This is a genomic window from Pseudomonas sp. HP_14 (genome assembly GCF_055283875.1).
In genome coordinates, this window is the sequence record NZ_JBTOQI010000011.1 from 392,713 (window position 1) to 408,870 (window position 16,158).

General features: G+C 57.0%; 12 protein-coding genes. 4 read left to right on the top strand and 8 right to left on the bottom strand.

Annotation, left to right across the window (positions count from 1 at the left end; genetic code table 11):
• Positions 1-59: 59 nt before the first annotated feature.
• On the bottom strand, positions 60-1,568 hold the full coding sequence (locus ACYASS_RS11305; protein WP_463586163.1) for an MDR family MFS transporter: 1,509 nt from the start codon (positions 1,566-1,568) through the stop codon (positions 60-62).
• A 534-nt stretch (positions 1,569-2,102) separates the two neighbouring features.
• Here ACYASS_RS11305 and ACYASS_RS11310 point away from each other — a divergent pair.
• Positions 2,103-3,740 carry a 5-guanidino-2-oxopentanoate decarboxylase gene (locus tag ACYASS_RS11310; RefSeq protein WP_463586164.1) on the top strand — a complete coding sequence of 546 codons (1,638 nt, stop codon included), beginning with the start codon at positions 2,103-2,105 and terminating at the stop codon, positions 3,738-3,740.
• A 45-nt stretch (positions 3,741-3,785) separates the two neighbouring features.
• On the opposite strand, the gene ACYASS_RS11315 is transcribed toward ACYASS_RS11310, so the two are convergent.
• Positions 3,786-4,715: an AraC family transcriptional regulator gene (locus ACYASS_RS11315; protein ID WP_463586165.1), complete on the bottom strand. Its 930-nt coding sequence runs from the start codon at positions 4,713-4,715 to the stop codon at positions 3,786-3,788.
• 316 nt (positions 4,716-5,031) lie between these two features.
• Between ACYASS_RS11315 and ACYASS_RS11320 the strand changes: the two genes are divergently transcribed.
• Positions 5,032-5,373 carry an antibiotic biosynthesis monooxygenase family protein gene (locus ACYASS_RS11320; RefSeq protein WP_463586166.1) on the top strand — a complete coding sequence of 114 codons (342 nt, stop codon included), beginning with the start codon at positions 5,032-5,034 and terminating at the stop codon, positions 5,371-5,373.
• Positions 5,374-5,425: 52 nt separating this feature from the next.
• Positions 5,426-5,665: a hypothetical protein gene (locus ACYASS_RS11325; RefSeq protein ID WP_463586167.1), complete on the top strand. Its 240-nt coding sequence runs from the start codon at positions 5,426-5,428 to the stop codon at positions 5,663-5,665.
• Positions 5,666-5,679: 14 nt separating this feature from the next.
• Here the strand turns inward: ACYASS_RS11325 and ACYASS_RS11330 are convergent, their stop codons facing one another.
• The 6 genes from ACYASS_RS11330 to bglX all read right to left on the bottom strand — a co-directional run bounded on the left by ACYASS_RS11330 (position 5,680) and on the right by bglX (position 14,499).
• Entirely contained in the window at positions 5,680-6,303 is a 624-nt protein-coding gene (locus ACYASS_RS11330) for a flavin reductase family protein (RefSeq protein ID WP_463586168.1), read from the bottom strand.
• A gap of 141 nt (positions 6,304-6,444) precedes the next feature.
• Positions 6,445-6,864: a hypothetical protein gene (locus ACYASS_RS11335; RefSeq protein ID WP_122665504.1), complete on the bottom strand. Its 420-nt coding sequence runs from the start codon at positions 6,862-6,864 to the stop codon at positions 6,445-6,447.
• A 354-nt stretch (positions 6,865-7,218) separates the two neighbouring features.
• Positions 7,219-8,544 carry an MFS transporter gene (locus ACYASS_RS11340; RefSeq protein WP_463586169.1) on the bottom strand — a complete coding sequence of 442 codons (1,326 nt, stop codon included), beginning with the start codon at positions 8,542-8,544 and terminating at the stop codon, positions 7,219-7,221.
• Between the two features lie 374 nt (positions 8,545-8,918).
• Positions 8,919-10,247, bottom strand: a complete 1,329-nt coding sequence (locus tag ACYASS_RS11345; RefSeq protein ID WP_463586170.1) for a sigma-54-dependent transcriptional regulator — start codon at positions 10,245-10,247, stop codon at positions 8,919-8,921.
• Positions 10,241-12,010, bottom strand: a complete 1,770-nt coding sequence (locus tag ACYASS_RS11350; RefSeq protein WP_463586171.1) for an ATP-binding protein — start codon at positions 12,008-12,010, stop codon at positions 10,241-10,243. The genes ACYASS_RS11345 and ACYASS_RS11350 overlap by 7 nt, the downstream gene beginning before the upstream one ends.
• 179 nt (positions 12,011-12,189) lie before the next feature.
• Positions 12,190-14,499, bottom strand: a complete 2,310-nt coding sequence (gene bglX, locus ACYASS_RS11355; protein ID WP_463586172.1) for a beta-glucosidase BglX — start codon at positions 14,497-14,499, stop codon at positions 12,190-12,192.
• A 366-nt stretch (positions 14,500-14,865) separates the two neighbouring features.
• On the opposite strand from bglX, the gene ACYASS_RS11360 reads away from it, so the two are divergent.
• Positions 14,866-16,083, top strand: coding sequence for a class I SAM-dependent methyltransferase (locus ACYASS_RS11360; protein WP_463586173.1), 1,218 nt, complete (start codon positions 14,866-14,868; stop codon positions 16,081-16,083).
• Positions 16,084-16,158 lie beyond the last annotated feature (75 nt).

Consider the following 16,158-nt stretch of genomic DNA (forward strand, 5'->3'; position numbering starts at 1 on the left):
CTGGTGGTGCTTATCGCGAGCAAGCCCGGCTCCCACAGGGTAGTTCGACAAAACTCATTTCAGGCTTCCTTGTGCTCCTTGCCCCGCAACAGGTGGTTGGGCATCGCCAGTGCGGCAGCCAGGCCCAGCAGCGAGATTGCCGCGCTGACGATCATCAGGTGGCGGAACGTCAATAACAACTCGTCACGCAAGATTTGCAGGGCAGGGCCGCTGGCGGCGTTGAGGCTGTCCAGCAGGACATTGCCGGATGCGCCTTCAGCGCCGATAGGGCCTGCGCTCATGCCGCCCAGTCCGGTGTCTTGCAGCATTGCGAGTAATAGCGCTGACATCATGGCGACACCCACTGCGCCGCCCAGGGAGCGGAATAAATTGGTGGTGCTGGTCGCCACGCCCATGTCGTTTCTCGCAACCGAGTTTTGTGTCCCTACAAGCGAGGTTGGGAACTGCATACCGCTGGCGATCCCCGTCATCATCATGAACAGGCTGGTCAGCAGCAACGATTGCGGTGGAGTGAACGCCATGCCCAGGATCGCTATCGGCATCAACATCGCGCCGGTGAGGATCATCGGCTTGTAGCGGCCGGTGAGCGACGTGCGACGGCCAGCAAAAAAAGCGCCCATCGGCATGCCGATCGCCAGAGGTAAAAGGTGAACAGCAGCGCTGTCGGCACCGCCGCCGGTGACAGTCTGGAAACGTAGCGGCACCAGAACGATCAGCGAAATAGCCTGGAAGCTGGTGAAGAAAATCGTGCACCAGCAAAGCACGGCGCTACGGTTGGCGAACAGGTGCATCGGTAGCAAAGGCTCGAGCGTGCGCCGTTCGTACCAGACGAAGCAGATCAGGGCCAACAGTGCCACGCCGAGCAGCGTCATTACCTGTCGATCACGCCAGCCGTGGCCTTGGCCAATCTCCGTAATACCCAACAACAGCGCGCTCAGGCCGATAATCATCAGCACTGTCCCAAGGTAATCGATGATGGGTTTACGATGCGGGACAGGTAGACCGAGCAAGGTACGTTTGGCGAACCACCAGGCGATCACGCCCAGTGGAAGGTTGATCAGAAACACCCAGCGCCAGGACAGGTACTGTGTCATGACGCCCCCCAGCAGTGGACCCGAAACGCTGGCCAGGGCGTACATGCCGCTGAAATAGCCTTGGTAGCGTCCTCGCTCTCGGGGCGGCACGAGGTCACCGATGATTGCCTGGCTGACTGAAACCATGCCGCCCGCGCCAATACCCTGAATAACCCGCGCGAGTACCAGTTGTTCCATGCTTTGCGCCATGCCGCAGAACAGAGACGCTAGCGTGAAGAGTCCAAGCCCGAACAGCATCAACTTGCGCCGACCATACAAATCGCCCAGTTTGCCGTAGATCGGTACTGCCACGGTCAGGGCCACCATGTAGGCGGAGATCACCCACGCCAACAGGTCGAAGTCATTGAACTGGGTAGAGATGGCAGGAATCGAGACAGCGACGATTGTCTGATCCAGCGCGCTGAGAAATACGGCCATCATCAACGCAAACAGGACGCTGCGGATGGAAGGCGTGGTGGCGGAAAGACTGGTCAAGGCAGAACCTGATCGGCAGTGATGCCCGCCGAATACCGACGGGGGAAGCAATCAGTCTAAGCCGATAGCTCCCTAATCGATAGGTGCCTCATACAATTCTCGCGACTTAAACGCTTCAGCGTTGTGTCATCGCAACGCACTGAATGTCGCATTACTGGGGACGCAATGACCAAAATTGCAGGTCGCGACTTGCGGTGCCTGCCGAGCCAGCTCATTGCGATATACGCCTGCCGCATACACGGCGATGACGGCGCTGATACCCAGTACAGTGACGCATCTTTTTATTTTTATGTTCATGCTGCTTCCCTCATTCCGACTACATGGCAGTACTGAAAGGATTAACAGGAGTGTAGGGCAGGCGTTTTAGAGCTGTAGGAAAGAATTGATCTAGCAGGCATGGCTTAGTGCCTTAAAAGTTATAGCCGTGTTGATGCCGGTGCTATTGAGCATGAAATTTGCTTTTGCAGCTGTATCACCGGCGTTTCAAGTGAGCGCGTATCGGAACGTCTTCCAGTCAATCGAGGATCAATAACAATGGCAACCTGCGGCGAAGTGTTGGTGAAGTTACTGGAAGGTTATGGTGTGGAGCGGGTGTTCGGCATTCCGGGTGTGCACACCGTTGAACTCTACCGCGGGCTGGCCAGTTCGAGCATCAGACACATCACGCCGCGACACGAGCAGGGTGCGGGTTTCATGGCTGATGGATACTCACGTACCCGTGGCAAACCGGGGGTGTGTTTCATTATTACCGGCCCTGGCATGACCAATATCACCACGGCCATGGGCCAGGCTTATGCGGATTCGATTCCCATGCTGGTCATTTCCAGCGTGCAGTCACGCAACCAATTGGGGGGCGGGCGTGGCAAGTTACATGAGCTGCCTGCGCAAGGTGCGCTGGTTGCCGGGGTCGCAGCCTTTTCCCACACACTGATGTCCGCCGCTGAATTACCGGGAGTTCTGGCGCGGGCGTTCGCGGTATTCCAGGCCGGACGTCCGCGGCCGGTTCACATCGAAATTCCGCTCGATGTATTGGTGGAAAATGCCGATGCGCTGTTGGGGTGTGAACCGGTCAGGGTCAGCCGTGCCGGCCCATCACCGGCCGCCATTGCGCAGATGAGCCGCCTGCTCGCTGGCGCCCGACGGCCTTTGATCCTTGCCGGGGGCGGCGCTATTGATGCTGCTGCCGCGCTGACTTGTCTTGCCGAGCAACTGGATGCTCCCGTTGCGCTGACGATCAACGCCAAAGGCATGCTGCCTGCCAGTCATCCTCTGCTGATAGGTTCGACTCAGGCGCTGGATCCGACGCGTGAGTTGATTGAGGCTGCTGACGTCGTCTTGGCGATTGGCACCGAGCTTGCCGAAACAGATTACGACATCACCTTTCAGGGGCATTTCAAGATCCCGGGAACGCTGCTTCGTATCGACATCGATCCCGACCAGACCGTGCGTAACTTCCCGCCATCAGTGGCATTGGTGTCTGATTCCAATGCTGCTGCACAGGCACTGCTCACTGCGATGGCACACGAAACATTGAATGAGCGCCTTTCAGACTGGGGCGCCAGCCGTGTAAGCGCATTGCGCAAGACTCTTGATGCGTCATGGGATTCGGCGACTCTTGGGCAGACGGTCTTCTTGCGTACGGTAGTGGAGGTGCTTGAGGGAGTGGTCATCGTGGGTGACTCAACCCAGCCGGTCTACACGGGGAATCTGACCCTGGACCTGGATCAGCCGCGGCGCTGGTTTAACTCTTCCACCGGTTACGGCACGCTGGGCTACGCGCTGCCAGGCGCTATAGGCGCGTGGCTGGGGCGCGCTGATGCGGGTGAGCAGCGTCCGGTGGCCTGCCTGATTGGCGATGGAGGCCTGCAATTCACGTTGGCGGAACTGGCCAGTGCAGTCGAAGCGCGCACGCCGGTCATCATCCTGCTGTGGAATAACCAGGGTTACGAAGAGATCAAGAAGTACATGGTCAACCGCGCTATCGAGCCTGTAGGCGTGGATATTTATACGCCGGATTTTATTGGCGTTGCCAAGGCTCTAGGGTGTGAGGCAGAAGCGGTGGACGGCGTTGACTCGCTCAAGGCTGCTTTGCGGGTTGCGGTGATGCGGCCAGGGCCGACATTGATCGAGATTGATCAAAGGGTGTGGATGAGAGGAATGATGGCAGGGTAACGACGCCTGCCAAAGCGTTCCTTGAGAGCGCTCCGCCACGCTCGGCTAAACCGTCGCCCTCAACCGAGCGAGGTCGCGAAGCGGCGGGGCTCCGAACAGTCGACTGTATTCCCGGCTGAACTGTGAAGGGCTTTCGTAGCCGACTTTGTAACCGGCTGCTGAAGCATCGAGTCCATCGGCAAGCATCAGACGCCGCGCCTCCTGAAGTCGCAGCTGCTTTTGATACTGCAACGGACTCATTGCCGTCACGGCTTTGAAGCGATGGTGCAGGGTTGAAACACTCAGGTTCACCTCTCGGGCCAGGTCTTCTATGCGCAATGATTCAGTGAAATTCTGATTGAGCCACCTGATCGCCTGAGTTACGCGGTGCGTCTGGCAACTGGTAATGGCGATTTCGTAAAGGCGATGGCCCTGGGGGCTGCGCAACAGGCGATAGAGGATCTCGCGTTTGATCAGCGGCGCAAGCATGGCGATGTCCTTCGGGCTGTCCAGCAGCTTTGAAAGACGCAGCACCGCATCCAGCAACTGCGCATCGATTCGTTCTATATAAAGACCGCGCCCGCTGGGGCGTGTGGGGACGCTCATCGGGCCTGCCTCGGCAATCAATGCATTGATGTCCGCAGGGTCAATGTCCAGCCTTAGCGCCAGATTTGGATTTTCCGGGGTGGCATCAAGGATTCTGCCGCTCAGAGGCAATGCCACGGACAACACCAGATAGTTGAGCGGGTCGTAGGTGTAGGTTTCATCCCCCAGGCGCACTTCTTTGCTGCCGTGAGCAAAGATGCACAGCGCAGGCTGGATCAGGCTTGGCAACGATTCTGCCGGGCTTTCATAGCGCACCATGTGCAGCGGCGAGATTGCTGTCTGGAAAGCACCCTCAGAGGGCGCGAAACGGCGAATCAGCTCAGCCAGTTCCGCCCGCTGCTTTTCCATGTCTTCGCTGACCGGTTCTTTGGGGAGGTGGAGTTGCGACATGGGGAGTCCTTAATCCTTCGTTAATGTGCCTAGCTTATTTTTGTGCAAGCCAAAGGACTACGCTAATCCTGCGGGATGATTGCCTGATCCTGCCAGTGTGCAGCATTGGGGCCGCAGGATCGGATCAAGCATTGCCTGGTACTGTTCAGAATGATCATGTGCATGGCGCATTGCGCTGAAAGCTTTTCCGGCAGTGGTGCAGGATCAGGCAAGAAGCCGACAGGAACTGACTAACGATGATTGCGCCCAGGCCCTAATCTCGGTTCCTGCCGTCAATCCCGGAACATCATCCTGATACACACAAGGAGCCATGACCATGCCTCAGTCATCAACAGTGAGCCATCTGGTTTTCGCCCGCGCCAGGACAGGTCAAAGCGAGCAATTGGGCGAGCGGCTGCTCTGCTTGATCGAACCCTCGCGCAACGCCGACGGTTGCCTGAACTTTACCTTGCAGCTTTCACTCAAGGACCCGGATCTATGGTTGATTTCCGGCTGCTGGGCCAGTGACGCAGCCATGAACAGTTGGCTGGCCACTCCTGAGCTGCAAGTGTTTTCCGAAGTCATCCAGACCTACATGGTTAGCAGCCTGGATTTCCACACCTTCGCTACGCCTGATGGCGCAGACATTGAAGTCGCTCGCTGGATGAACACAGTCTGAGCGCCGCCGGTTAGAATCCCCTGCTTTAAAGTATTAAGCAGGATCACTATTTATGGCACGCAAAGAACTCAATGGCTTCGAAGCCGTATCCGCAGTGGTGCCCGGCGAGGGTGGCTACGATGCCGCCATTGCAGTAAAGGGCCTGGGAGCCGGTGGTGCGCCGGTATTTCATCGGATACTGCCAGGCCAGAAATTCAAGACCGCCTACGATGCCGACGTTGCAGCCACTGCCGAGCTGGACCGTCTGGTCGACATCGATGCTGAAGGCGGCCTGTCATTTCAGGCGCTTTGATCTGGCTTCACTTCTCAGGCTTTAGGGCGGTGCATCCTGAACAGCGCTTCGGGTCCCAGCTGGAAGTAGTCGGCCGGGCCGCCGCCACGCAGAATAGGTTCGCCCGCTGCCGTGTCGTAAATCCCGTCCTTGAGCAGCGACTTGGCAATATGCACAGCCACCACCTCGCCAAGAATCAACCAGCTGGGCACAAGCTCCTTGTCGGCGCGCTGTAGCTGGATGATTTGGGTGACCTTGCATTCGAACGAAACCGGCGTCTCTTTCACGCGTGGAACGGCCACGATCTGCGATGCCAGAGGTGTCAGGTTCGCTAATTCAAACTCACTGACGTCCGCTGCAACGGGGGCACAGCTCTGATTCATGGCTTCTGCCAGCGAGCGTGTGGCCAGGTTCCAGACGAACTCGCCGGTCTGTTCGATATTGTTCAGGCTGTCTTTGCGCCCAACACTGCAAAACCCGATGATTGGCGGAATGTAGTTGAATGCGTTGAAAAAGCTGTAAGGCGCCAGGTTCAACTTGCCGTTGGTATCGTGCGAGGAGATCCAGCCGATGGGGCGGGGACCCACGATGGCATTGAACGGATCGTGAGGCAGGCCATGGCCTTGGGAGGGCTCATAAGAGTAAATATCGTCTGACATGGTACGGGTCCTGTTTAGCCGCTACGACGCATGAAATTTGCGTCCATAGTGCCTGACAATTCACCGTGCCTGACAGTTCTGCTTGGTTCAAAAACGATTAAGCCCGGCACGAGGCCGGGCTAGAGGGAACACGTCGAGCGATTACACTCGACGGTTTGCACCAACGCGATCTGCACCGTCTGCAGCCAGACGATTTGCGCCTACGTGATCAGCGCCATCGGAAGTCAGGCGGTTTGCACCAACGCGATCAGCACCGTCTTCAGCCAGGCGGTTTGCACCGACGTGATCAGCGCCATCGGAAGTCAGGCGGTTTGCACCAACGCGATCTGCACCGTCTGCAGCCAGACGATTTGCGCCTACGTGATCAGCGCCATCAGAAGCCTGACGAATGCCACCGACGTTAGTGTGTTTGGAGCCGCCTTCAGCAACAGTCAGCGTCGAAGTCTGCTCAACCGCATTAGTGTGGTCGTTACCTGGCAGGCTTGGAAGTTGTGGAGAAGCAAATGCGCTTGAAGCCAATACAGAGAAAGCAAGACCAAAAATCAGTTTGTTAGTTTTCATGATGTTTACTCCAATCGAGTTGTTTGTCAGTTCGGTATGGAGTGAATGCTACGCGCCTGAAATTTATTCAGAAGTGAATAGGAGTGCTAACGACCATCGTTAAAAATGATAGTAAGCCGCAGGGCGCTGTTTTCGGGCTGTAGGGGCTGGATTGCATCAGGGTGGTGCATTTTCCTGAAAAATCTTGCAATAAACCCTCTTGACAAATCTGAATCTTAATTTTGTTTGCGATTTTTTCCGTTTTTTTAGACTTGAATTGCACTGATTTGTAGGCTGTGGGTAGGCTGTGCTTCTCATAAAAAAGGGCAACCCCGCAAAATGGGGCTGCCCTTCATCATTGCCGATGATGTGACCTTAGTCAGTCTCGATCCGCGAATGCTTGCGCGTGTCCTTCATGAAGACATACACCAGCAGCGAGCAGGCAATACAGGCTGTCACGTACCAGTAGTAACCGGTCTCCATGCCAATGCTCTTGAACCACAGTGCGATGTATTCGGCGGTGCCGCCAAAGATCGATACGGTCAGGGCATAGGGCAGGCCGACGCCCAGAGCGCGAATTTCCGTTGGGAACAACTCGGCTTTAACCACTGCGTTGATCGAGGTGTAGCCGCTGACGATGATCAGCGCCGCCATGATCAGGAAGAATGCTCCCCACCAGGTCTGAATCGTATGCAGCGTCGTGAGGATCGGTACGGTACACAGCGTTCCCAATACCCCGAAGGCGATCAGAATCGGTCTGCGACCGACTTTGTCCGACAGTGCGCCCACCAGCGGCTGAATCACCATGAACAGGAACAGCGTCGCTGCCGAGATCGTGGTCGAGTCACTGATGCTCATGCCGACCGTGTTCACCAGATACTTTTGCATGTACGTCGTGTAGGTATAGAAAGCCAGGGTACCGCCCATGGTCAGACCGACGACGGTCAACAGTTCCTTGGGATGGCGCATCAACGTGCGCATCAGGCTTTCCTGTGGCTTCTCTTTTTTCTTGCGGGTGAACGATTCCGTCTCTTCCATACCGCGACGCAGGAACAACGCAACCACCGCACACAGCGCGCCGATTACGAACGGCACACGCCAGCCCCACGAGTACAGTTGCTCGGTGGTCAGCGTCTGCTGCAGCACGATCAATACGGCAAGAGCGATGAGCTGCCCGGAAATCAGCGTCACGTACTGGAAGCTGGAGAAAAAGCCGCGGCGCTCCTTGGTCGCCATTTCACTGAGGTAAGTAGCCGAGGTGCCGTATTCCCCACCCACTGACAGGCCCTGTAGCAAACGGGCGAATACCAGCAGGATAGGAGCGCCGACGCCGATGACTTCGTAGCCCGGTGTCAAGGCAATGATCAGGGAGCCGAAGCACATCAGCAGTACCGAGGCCATCAGCGCTGCCTTGCGACCTTTGCGGTCAGCGTACAGCCCCATCAGCCAGCCGCCGATTGGGCGCATCAGGAAGCCTACGGCGAAAATCGCGGCGGTGTTGAGCAGTTGCGCAGTGGTGTCGCCTTTGGGGAAGAAGGCCTTTGCGAAGTAGAGGGAGAAGGCGGCATAGACGTACCAGTCATACCACTCGACCATGTTGCCGACCGAGCCGCTGAAAATTGACTTGAGACGACTTGAGGTGGTTTTTGCGGCCGCTGGTGCGCTGGCCGACCCGACAGGGGCAGAGTTGGGAGTGTCCATCATGTTCCTTTTATTCATTGTTTTTAGAATGGCGCGTCAATGCGCAACCTTGCTATGGCTATAGCAGGACCTGTGCCATGTGAAGAAAGGCCGGTTTAGAGGGGATGTAGCAAGCTGGATGAGCGGAAATCCGCCTATTGAGGGCGTTGGCGTGAGCGGAAAGTTGCCGATTCGTGGCGTGAGATCACGATCGTATCGTTGACGCTACGACATCTCGCCGCAAACACGGATCCTGTAGCAGTGAGCTTGCTCGCGATGCCGTCAGGTCAGGCAGTAATTTATCGACAGGGAAATCGAATCGCGAGCAAGCTCACTCCTACAGGATCCGCATTTCATATCAGTTATCGATAGACGCTACATCTGCCCAGGCTGTTCTACTCAACAAACATCTCTCGCAACAGACCATGCCGTTGCATCTTCTCATTCAAGGTGCGGCGAGGCAGTTGCAGTTCTTCGAGGACGGCTTTGATATCCCCTTTGTGCCTTGCCAGAGCGGCGCGCAGGCACTGGGCCTCAAAAGCCTCTTGTTGGGCGGCGAGGGATTGCCCGCTATCACCCGTCATCAGAGGGGCCGATTCCAGGCCGAGAATCTGTCGCTCTGCCGCGTTGGCCAGTTCGCGTACATTACCCGGCCAGTCGTGGCTCAGCAGTTGGCCTAGCTGTGCGCCGCTGAGTGGCAGGGCGCTGCGGCCCAGGCGCTGCGCTGCCGTACTCGCAAAGTGCGCGAACAATAGAGGGATGTCTTCACGACGCTCGCGCAGTGGCGGGAGGCGCAACTCGGCAACTGTAAGCCGGTAAGCCAGATCTTCGCGAAAGCGCCCGGCGCGGGCCTCTTCCAGCAGGTCTGGCTTGGTTGCCGCGACGATACGCAGGTTGACATCAATGGCCTTGTTGGACCCCAGACGCTCAAGCTTCTTGTCTTGCAGCACCCGCAGCAGTTTGACCTGTTGTGCCAACGGCATGCTTTCGATTTCATCGAGAAACAGCGTACCGCCATCGGCGTACTCCAGCTTGCCGATACGTTTGCCCTGGGCGCCGGTAAACGCCCCGCTTTCGTGGCCGAACAATTCGGCTTCGAACAATTGCTCCGGGATTGCCGCACAGTTCAGTGCTACAAAAGGTTTGTGCGCGCGGGGACCGAAGTCATGCAGACAGCGGGCGACCATTTCCTTGCCGCTGCCGGTTTCACCTCTGATGACCACGTTCACCGGTAGTTGTGACAGGTCCAGCACCTGACGGCGCAAGGTTTGCAGGCCGGGTGAGACGCCCAGCAAGGTCGCTTCCAGCCTGGTGCGGGAGTCGGCCTGATCATGAAGGCGACGGTTTTCCAGAATCAGTTCGCGTTTTTCCAGGGCGCGTCGCAGGTTACGAAGCAACACTTCCGGACTGAAAGGTTTTTCGAGAAAGTCATAGGCACCTTCACGCATGGCGTCCACCGCCATGGGGACGTCGCCATGGCCGGTCAGCAGAATAACCGGCAGGTCGGCATCAATTTCCCGTAATCGATTCAGCAACTCCATACCGTTCATTCCCGGCATGCGCACGTCGGTGAGGATCACGCCGGGGAAGTGCTCCGGCAACTGCGCCAGGCAATCCTCTGCGCGGCTATAGACCTGAACGTTGAAGCTCGACAGCGTCAGCCATTGTTCCACCGCTTCGCGAATCGGAGCTTCATCGTCGACCACAATCACTGAGTTCAACATGCGGGGGCAGGCTCCAGATAGTCATTGGGCAAGCTGAACCAGAACAGCGCGCCATCGTTCCTGTTTTCGGCGCTGAGCCGACCGCCCAATTCGTGGACGATGGCATAGGACACAGCAAGCCCCAGGCCCAAACCATCGCCGACAGGTTTGGTGGTGAAAAACGGGTCGAAGATGTTTGCCAGATGATCTTCATCAATGCCGCCACCGCTGTCACTGACGCTGATCAGCCAGCGTGTCTGTTCAGGGTGAATGCGGATTTCCAGGCGTTTGACCGGTTTGTCGCGCATGGCGTCCAGAGCATTGCGCAGTAAATTGATCAGCACCTGCTCAAGACGGATCGCATCCCCACGCACCCAGGCCGGTCGCGTCAGATTCAGGACGCAATCGACATGCTCATCACGTAACCGTGAGTCCAGCAGCAACAGGGCTTGATCAACGACGGCTGCAAGATCCAGCCTTTCGCGCAGCCCACCGGGGCTTTTACGGGCGAATGTTTTCAGGTGACCGGTCAGCGCTGTCATCCTGATCAGTTGTTGATCCAGCGGTCCTAGAGCCTTGTAGGCATCATCAACGCGTCCGTGATCAAGCAACAACCGCACGGTCGCCAATTGCATGCGCTGAGCCGTCAGAGGTTGATTGATTTCGTGAGCCAACGCTGCGGACATCTGCCCCAGGGCGGCCAGTTTGGCGGACTGCACAAGGCCTTCCTGTGCGGTGCGCAAATCCCGGGTGCGTTCCTGTACCTGACGCTCCAGCTCGTCACGGCTACTTTCACGCAGGCGCGCCAAACGCCAACGCTGGTAGAGAAACAGACCGAGAAAAACCAGTGTCAGCCAGGTGCCTGCGGCTGCGAGGCCAGCGTTGCGCGCGTCCTCGCTGGCCGTTTGAGGTTTACGCAACAGGTGTAGAGTCCAGTCTTCGCCCGTGAGTGGCATTGATTGCCACAGATAATCGGCGCTGCCGTCCGGTCCATCGACGCGAGTCAGGTGGCTTTGTTTGCTGAACTCACGCAACTCAGTGCGGGGCAAAGGGGACAATGGTTGTTTGTCGTATTGGCGCGTTGCGGCCAGTTCGGCGCGATCCTTTTCAGAGATGGGCAGCAGTTCGCGATAACGCCAGCTTGGCTGGTTGGCAATGAAAACGATGCCCTTGGCGTCACTGACCAACAGCAAGTCATCGCCCTTGGCCCATTCGTGCTCAAGGTCGGGAAACTCCAGCTTCACGACCATTGCGCCCATGAAATCGCCTGCATCAGAGGTGACCGCGTGGGACAGGAAATACCCGGGGATACCACTGGTTACGCCGACTGCGTAGAAACGCCCGACACCAGTGGCCCTGGTTTGCTGGAAGTAAGGACGGAACGCGTAATTGTGACCCACATAGCTGGTCGGTAGACGCCAATTGCTGGCACCGATGGCCAGGCCGTTGCGATCCATCAATTCGAGGGTCGAGGATTGGGCGGCACCGTTGATTTTCTCCAGCTTGCGGTTCAGTGCATCCTGGGACACGGCAGTGATCGGGCCGTTAAGTGCGGCGCGCAGTTCCGGGTCGAGGGCCAACACGGCAGGCAACGCCCGGTAGCGCTCAATAAGCGTGTGCAGGGTGTTAGCGTAGAGTGAAAGCTGATCCTGTGCCCGCGTGGCTTCCTGCTCTACAGTCACGCGTTGAGCATGGCGCATGGCCAAACCCGCCGACACAGCAGCCCCCGCCAGGATCAGCAGGACATACAGGGTTATGCGCAGGGGGCGGGAAGTGGAGGGCATCAGTGGGGCAGCCTGGATTCCGCATTGGGGCACGGTCTTGTAGGAGCTGCCGAAGGCTGCGATGCGATAACTGGATCAGATCGATATCGCAGCCTTCGGCAGCTCCTACAGATGTTGCGCGGTACTCAAATATTGTTTTATTCGTCGAAGGCAGTGTGGTTGCCCTCGACAGCTCACTCTTACAACAAATTAAAACTCGTCTCTTTAACCGTCGCAGAATCCAGGCCAATCATCAGCTTGAACTCACCGGCTTCGGCTGCGTATTTCAACTGCGGGTTAAAGAACTTCAGGTCTTCTTCTGTAAGGGTGAAGGTCACGACCTTCTCTTCGCCCGCTTTCAGCATGATTTTCTCGAAGCCCTTGAGCTCTTTGACCGGACGGCTGATGGACGCTGCAACGTCACGCAGGTACAACTGAACCACAGTTTCGCCCGCGACTTTGCCAGTGTTCTTTACGGTCACGCTGGCGGTCAGCTTGCCTTTGCGTGGCAGGTCTTTGGCAGACAGTGTGATATCCGAAACATCGAACTGCGTGTAGCTCAGACCAAAACCAAACGGGAACAGCGGGCCGTTGGTTTCTTCGAAGTAATGCGATGTGTAGTTACCAGGCTTCTCCGGTGAGTAAGGACGACCGGTGTTCAAGTGTGCGTAGTAAATCGGCAGTTGACCGATCGAACGCGGGAACGACATCGCCAGTTTGCCCGACGGGTTGTAGTCACCAAACAGTACGTCGGCAACGGCATTGCCGCCTTCGGTGCCCGGGAACCAGGTTTCCAGCATCGCATCAGCCTGCTCGACTTCGTCGACCAGCACCAGTGGACGACCATTCATCAGCACCAGGACCAACGGTTTGCCGGTGGCTTTCAGGGCCTTGATCAATGCCTGCTGCGTTGCAGGGATGTTCAGGCTGCTGCGGCTGGCGGATTCGTGAGACATGCCGCGAGACTCGCCGACTACGGCAACGATCACATCGGCCTGCTCAGCAGTCTTGACCGCTTCGTCGAGCATTTCCTGTTCAGGACGCGGATCAACTTCCACTTCATGTTCAATGAAGTTCAGGTAGTTGAGGATGTGTTCGTTGTCGCTGATGTTGGAGCCTCGGGCATACAGCAGTTTTGCTTTGTCGCCGACGGCATTGGCCAGACCGTCATAGACGGTGACCGACTGATTCGGGCGGCCAGCGGCAGACCAACTGCCGAGCATGTCCAGCTGGCTCTTGGCGAGGCTGCCGATCACGGCGATGGTGCCTTCTTTCTTCAGCGGCAACGTTTCGTTCTGGTTTTTCAGCAGTACCAGCGTTTTACGTGCTACGTCACGCGCTTCAGCGCGGTGCAGACGGTCGTCAGAATAAGTATCGGCCGGGTCCTGAGCCGCATCGCCAATGCGCAGGTACGGGTTGGCGAACAGGCCCATGTCGTACTTGGCGCCCAGCACTTCGCGGACCGCGTTGTCGATTTCCTTCACGGACACTTCGCCACTCTTGACCAGGCCTGGCAGCTCTTCGCCGTAAGCCTTGTCGTTCATGCTGAGGTCAACGCCAGCCTTGATGGCCAGCTTGGCCGCTTCGCGGTAGTCCTTTGCGACACCGTGGTCGATCAACTCCTTGATCGCACCATGATCGCTGATGGTTACACCCTTGAAGCCCCAATCCTTGCGCAACAGGTCTTGCAGCAACCAGTTGTTGGACGTCGCAGGTACGCCATTGATCGAGTTGAGCGCGATCATGACACCGCCAGCGCCTGCATCAATACCGGCGCGATACGGCGGCAGGTAATCCTGATACATGCGGGTCGGACTCATGTCCACGGTGTTGTAGTCGCGACCGCCCTCGACTGCGCCGTACAGGGCGAAGTGTTTGACGGCGGCCATGATGCTGTCGGCAGAAGCGACGTTCGCGCCCTGGAACGACTTGACCATTTCTTTGGAAATGCGCGAAACCAGATAAGTGTCTTCGCCAAAGCCTTCGGAGCTACGGCCCCAGCGTGGATCGCGGGAGATATCCACCATCGGGGCGAAGGTCATGTCCAGGCCATCGGCGCTGGCTTCGATAGCCGAAATGCGACCGGTCTCGGCAATCGCGGCCATGTCCCAGCTGGCAGCCATACCCAGGCTGATCGGGAAAATGGTCCGATGACCGTGGATCACGTCATAGGCGAAGAACATCGGAATTTTCAGGCGGCTTTTGGCGACTGCTGCTTCCTGAAGCGGGCGGTTTTCCGAGCGGGTAATGGAATTGAATGTGCCGCCGATGCGGCCCGCAGCAATTTCCTTGAGAATCATCGGCTGCGGCATGTCCTGGGCGATGCTGATCAAGCGCAGTTGGCCGATCTTTTCGTCAAGGGTCATTTGTTTCATCAGATTGGCGATGAAGGCGTTTTTAGCCTGCAGCGTGGCCTGGCTATTGGCCGCCGGGGCGTTGACGTTGTTTGCAGCCAACACTGGCTGACTGGCCAGACCGACCAGAAGACCGAGTAAACACAGCTTATTCATGAATGATTTCTCAAGGCTTTGCCCGCAACTCGCATTAAATAACAGGCAGCCATATTTTATGGGTTTAGACCTTTGGTATTGCTTGTCGGCCAGGGCCGCAGATTGCCGCTGTGCTTAATCATTGCACAGAGTATCTGTAGCGCAGGTTTTCGACATCTTGGCGTAGGCGACGGATTATGCAGGGGAACTTCCGTTTTGGCTAAAGCCACTTCAGCCATTCGGAATCAAAAAGTAACAAATAGACGATAGGCTCGCCAATCCGGCTTTATTCTTCCAGACCAGCGTCCATCAATTAATCCAACCTTCAACGCCTTAACCCGCCTAAAATAGCCGCCTTTGCTATTTGCTCGCTCCGAGGCGTTTTTGATGTCAGTCACCGCAACTTCCACCCAGCCAGCGCCAGATCATCGTGCGCAGTTTTTGAGCCTGCTGGAAAACAGTCTTTCCCAGAACTCGTTCATCAAGCTGGTGCTGGCCAAGTACGTGGGCGTCGAAGCCGAGTTGCAGCGGGTCATCATCAAGGCACTGACCGTCAAGGATCAGCCTTGCCTGTCTTTTGTTTATCGCTACAAAACCCGTGACATCACCAAGAATTTCCCGTTGGTTGAAGCGGTTCAGGTCATTGCGCAATTGTTGCCTGAGTCTTTCAAGAATGCGCATTTGCTGTCGCTGACCGATGAGGTGCAGCTGGAGTTCAGCAAAAAGGGCAAGAGCACCTTGTTCAAGAGCAAGGCCCAGCAGGAGCGTGAAGCGCCGTCTGCGGGGCATGACCGCGAGAAGAAGCGTTATCTGGAATTGACCCGACCGTTTCTGACTGATTTAGGCGTGACCAATAAGCAGCATGAGTTGATCCCGTCCATGTCGCGCAAATGGAAGCAGATCAACAAGTTCATCGAGGTCTTTTCCCACGCCCTGACGTCTTCACCACTCAAGCTCGATCAGCCGATCAAAGTGGCGGATTTCGGCTCAGGCAAGGGCTATCTGACCTTCGCTATTCACGATTACCTGCGCAATACGTTGCAGGCTGACGGGCAGGTGACAGGCGTTGAACTGCGCGAAGACATGGTCACGCTGTGCAACAACGCGGCAGGCCGGCTTGAGCATCCGGGCCTGATCTTCGAATGTGGCGACGTGCGCAGCGTTGCGCCCAGCGCGCTGGACGTGATGATCGCCTTGCACGCCTGCGACATCGCTACTGACTATGCCATTCATATGGGCATTCGTTCCGGCGCATCGATCATCATGTGTTCGCCGTGCTGCCATAAGCAGATCCGTCTGCAGATCCAGAGTCCGACGCTGCTGCGGCCGATGCTGCAATACGGTTTGCACATGGGCCAGCAAGCTGAAATGGTCACCGACAGCCTGCGTGCGCTGCTGCTTGAAGCCTGTGGCTACGAGACCAAAGTGTTCGAGTTTATTTCGTTGGAACACACCAACAAGAACAAGATGATCCTCGCCGTGAAGCGCGCCGAGCCGCTCAAGTCCACTGAAATTCTGGCGAAAATCCAGGAGTTGAAAGTGTTCTACGGCATTCAGGAACAGTGCCTGGAAACCTTGCTGCAGGCGGACGGGTTTATCAAATGACACCAAAACCCCTGTAGGAGCTGACGAGCAACGCGAGGCTGCGATAGAGGTGTATCAGACCGGTCGCTATCGCAG

Excerpts from the sequence above, each read along its gene's own strand:
- bglX (WP_463586172.1), bottom strand. The coding sequence starts at position 14,499 with ATGAATAAGCTGTGTTTACTCGGTCTTCTGGTCGGTCTGGCCAGTCAG.
- ACYASS_RS11310 (WP_463586164.1), top strand. The coding sequence starts at position 2,103 with ATGGCAACCTGCGGCGAAGTGTTGGTGAAGTTACTGGAAGGTTATGGT.
- ACYASS_RS11330 (WP_463586168.1), bottom strand. The coding sequence starts at position 6,303 with ATGTCAGACGATATTTACTCTTATGAGCCCTCCCAAGGCCATGGCCTG.
- ACYASS_RS11325 (WP_463586167.1), top strand. The coding sequence starts at position 5,426 with ATGGCACGCAAAGAACTCAATGGCTTCGAAGCCGTATCCGCAGTGGTG.
- ACYASS_RS11335 (WP_122665504.1), bottom strand. The coding sequence starts at position 6,864 with ATGAAAACTAACAAACTGATTTTTGGTCTTGCTTTCTCTGTATTGGCT.
- ACYASS_RS11360 (WP_463586173.1), top strand. The coding sequence starts at position 14,866 with ATGTCAGTCACCGCAACTTCCACCCAGCCAGCGCCAGATCATCGTGCG.
- ACYASS_RS11315 (WP_463586165.1), bottom strand. The coding sequence starts at position 4,715 with ATGTCGCAACTCCACCTCCCCAAAGAACCGGTCAGCGAAGACATGGAA.
- ACYASS_RS11320 (WP_463586166.1), top strand. The coding sequence starts at position 5,032 with ATGCCTCAGTCATCAACAGTGAGCCATCTGGTTTTCGCCCGCGCCAGG.
- ACYASS_RS11345 (WP_463586170.1), bottom strand. The coding sequence starts at position 10,247 with ATGTTGAACTCAGTGATTGTGGTCGACGATGAAGCTCCGATTCGCGAA.
- ACYASS_RS11340 (WP_463586169.1), bottom strand. The coding sequence starts at position 8,544 with ATGGACACTCCCAACTCTGCCCCTGTCGGGTCGGCCAGCGCACCAGCG.
- ACYASS_RS11350 (WP_463586171.1), bottom strand. The coding sequence starts at position 12,010 with ATGCCCTCCACTTCCCGCCCCCTGCGCATAACCCTGTATGTCCTGCTG.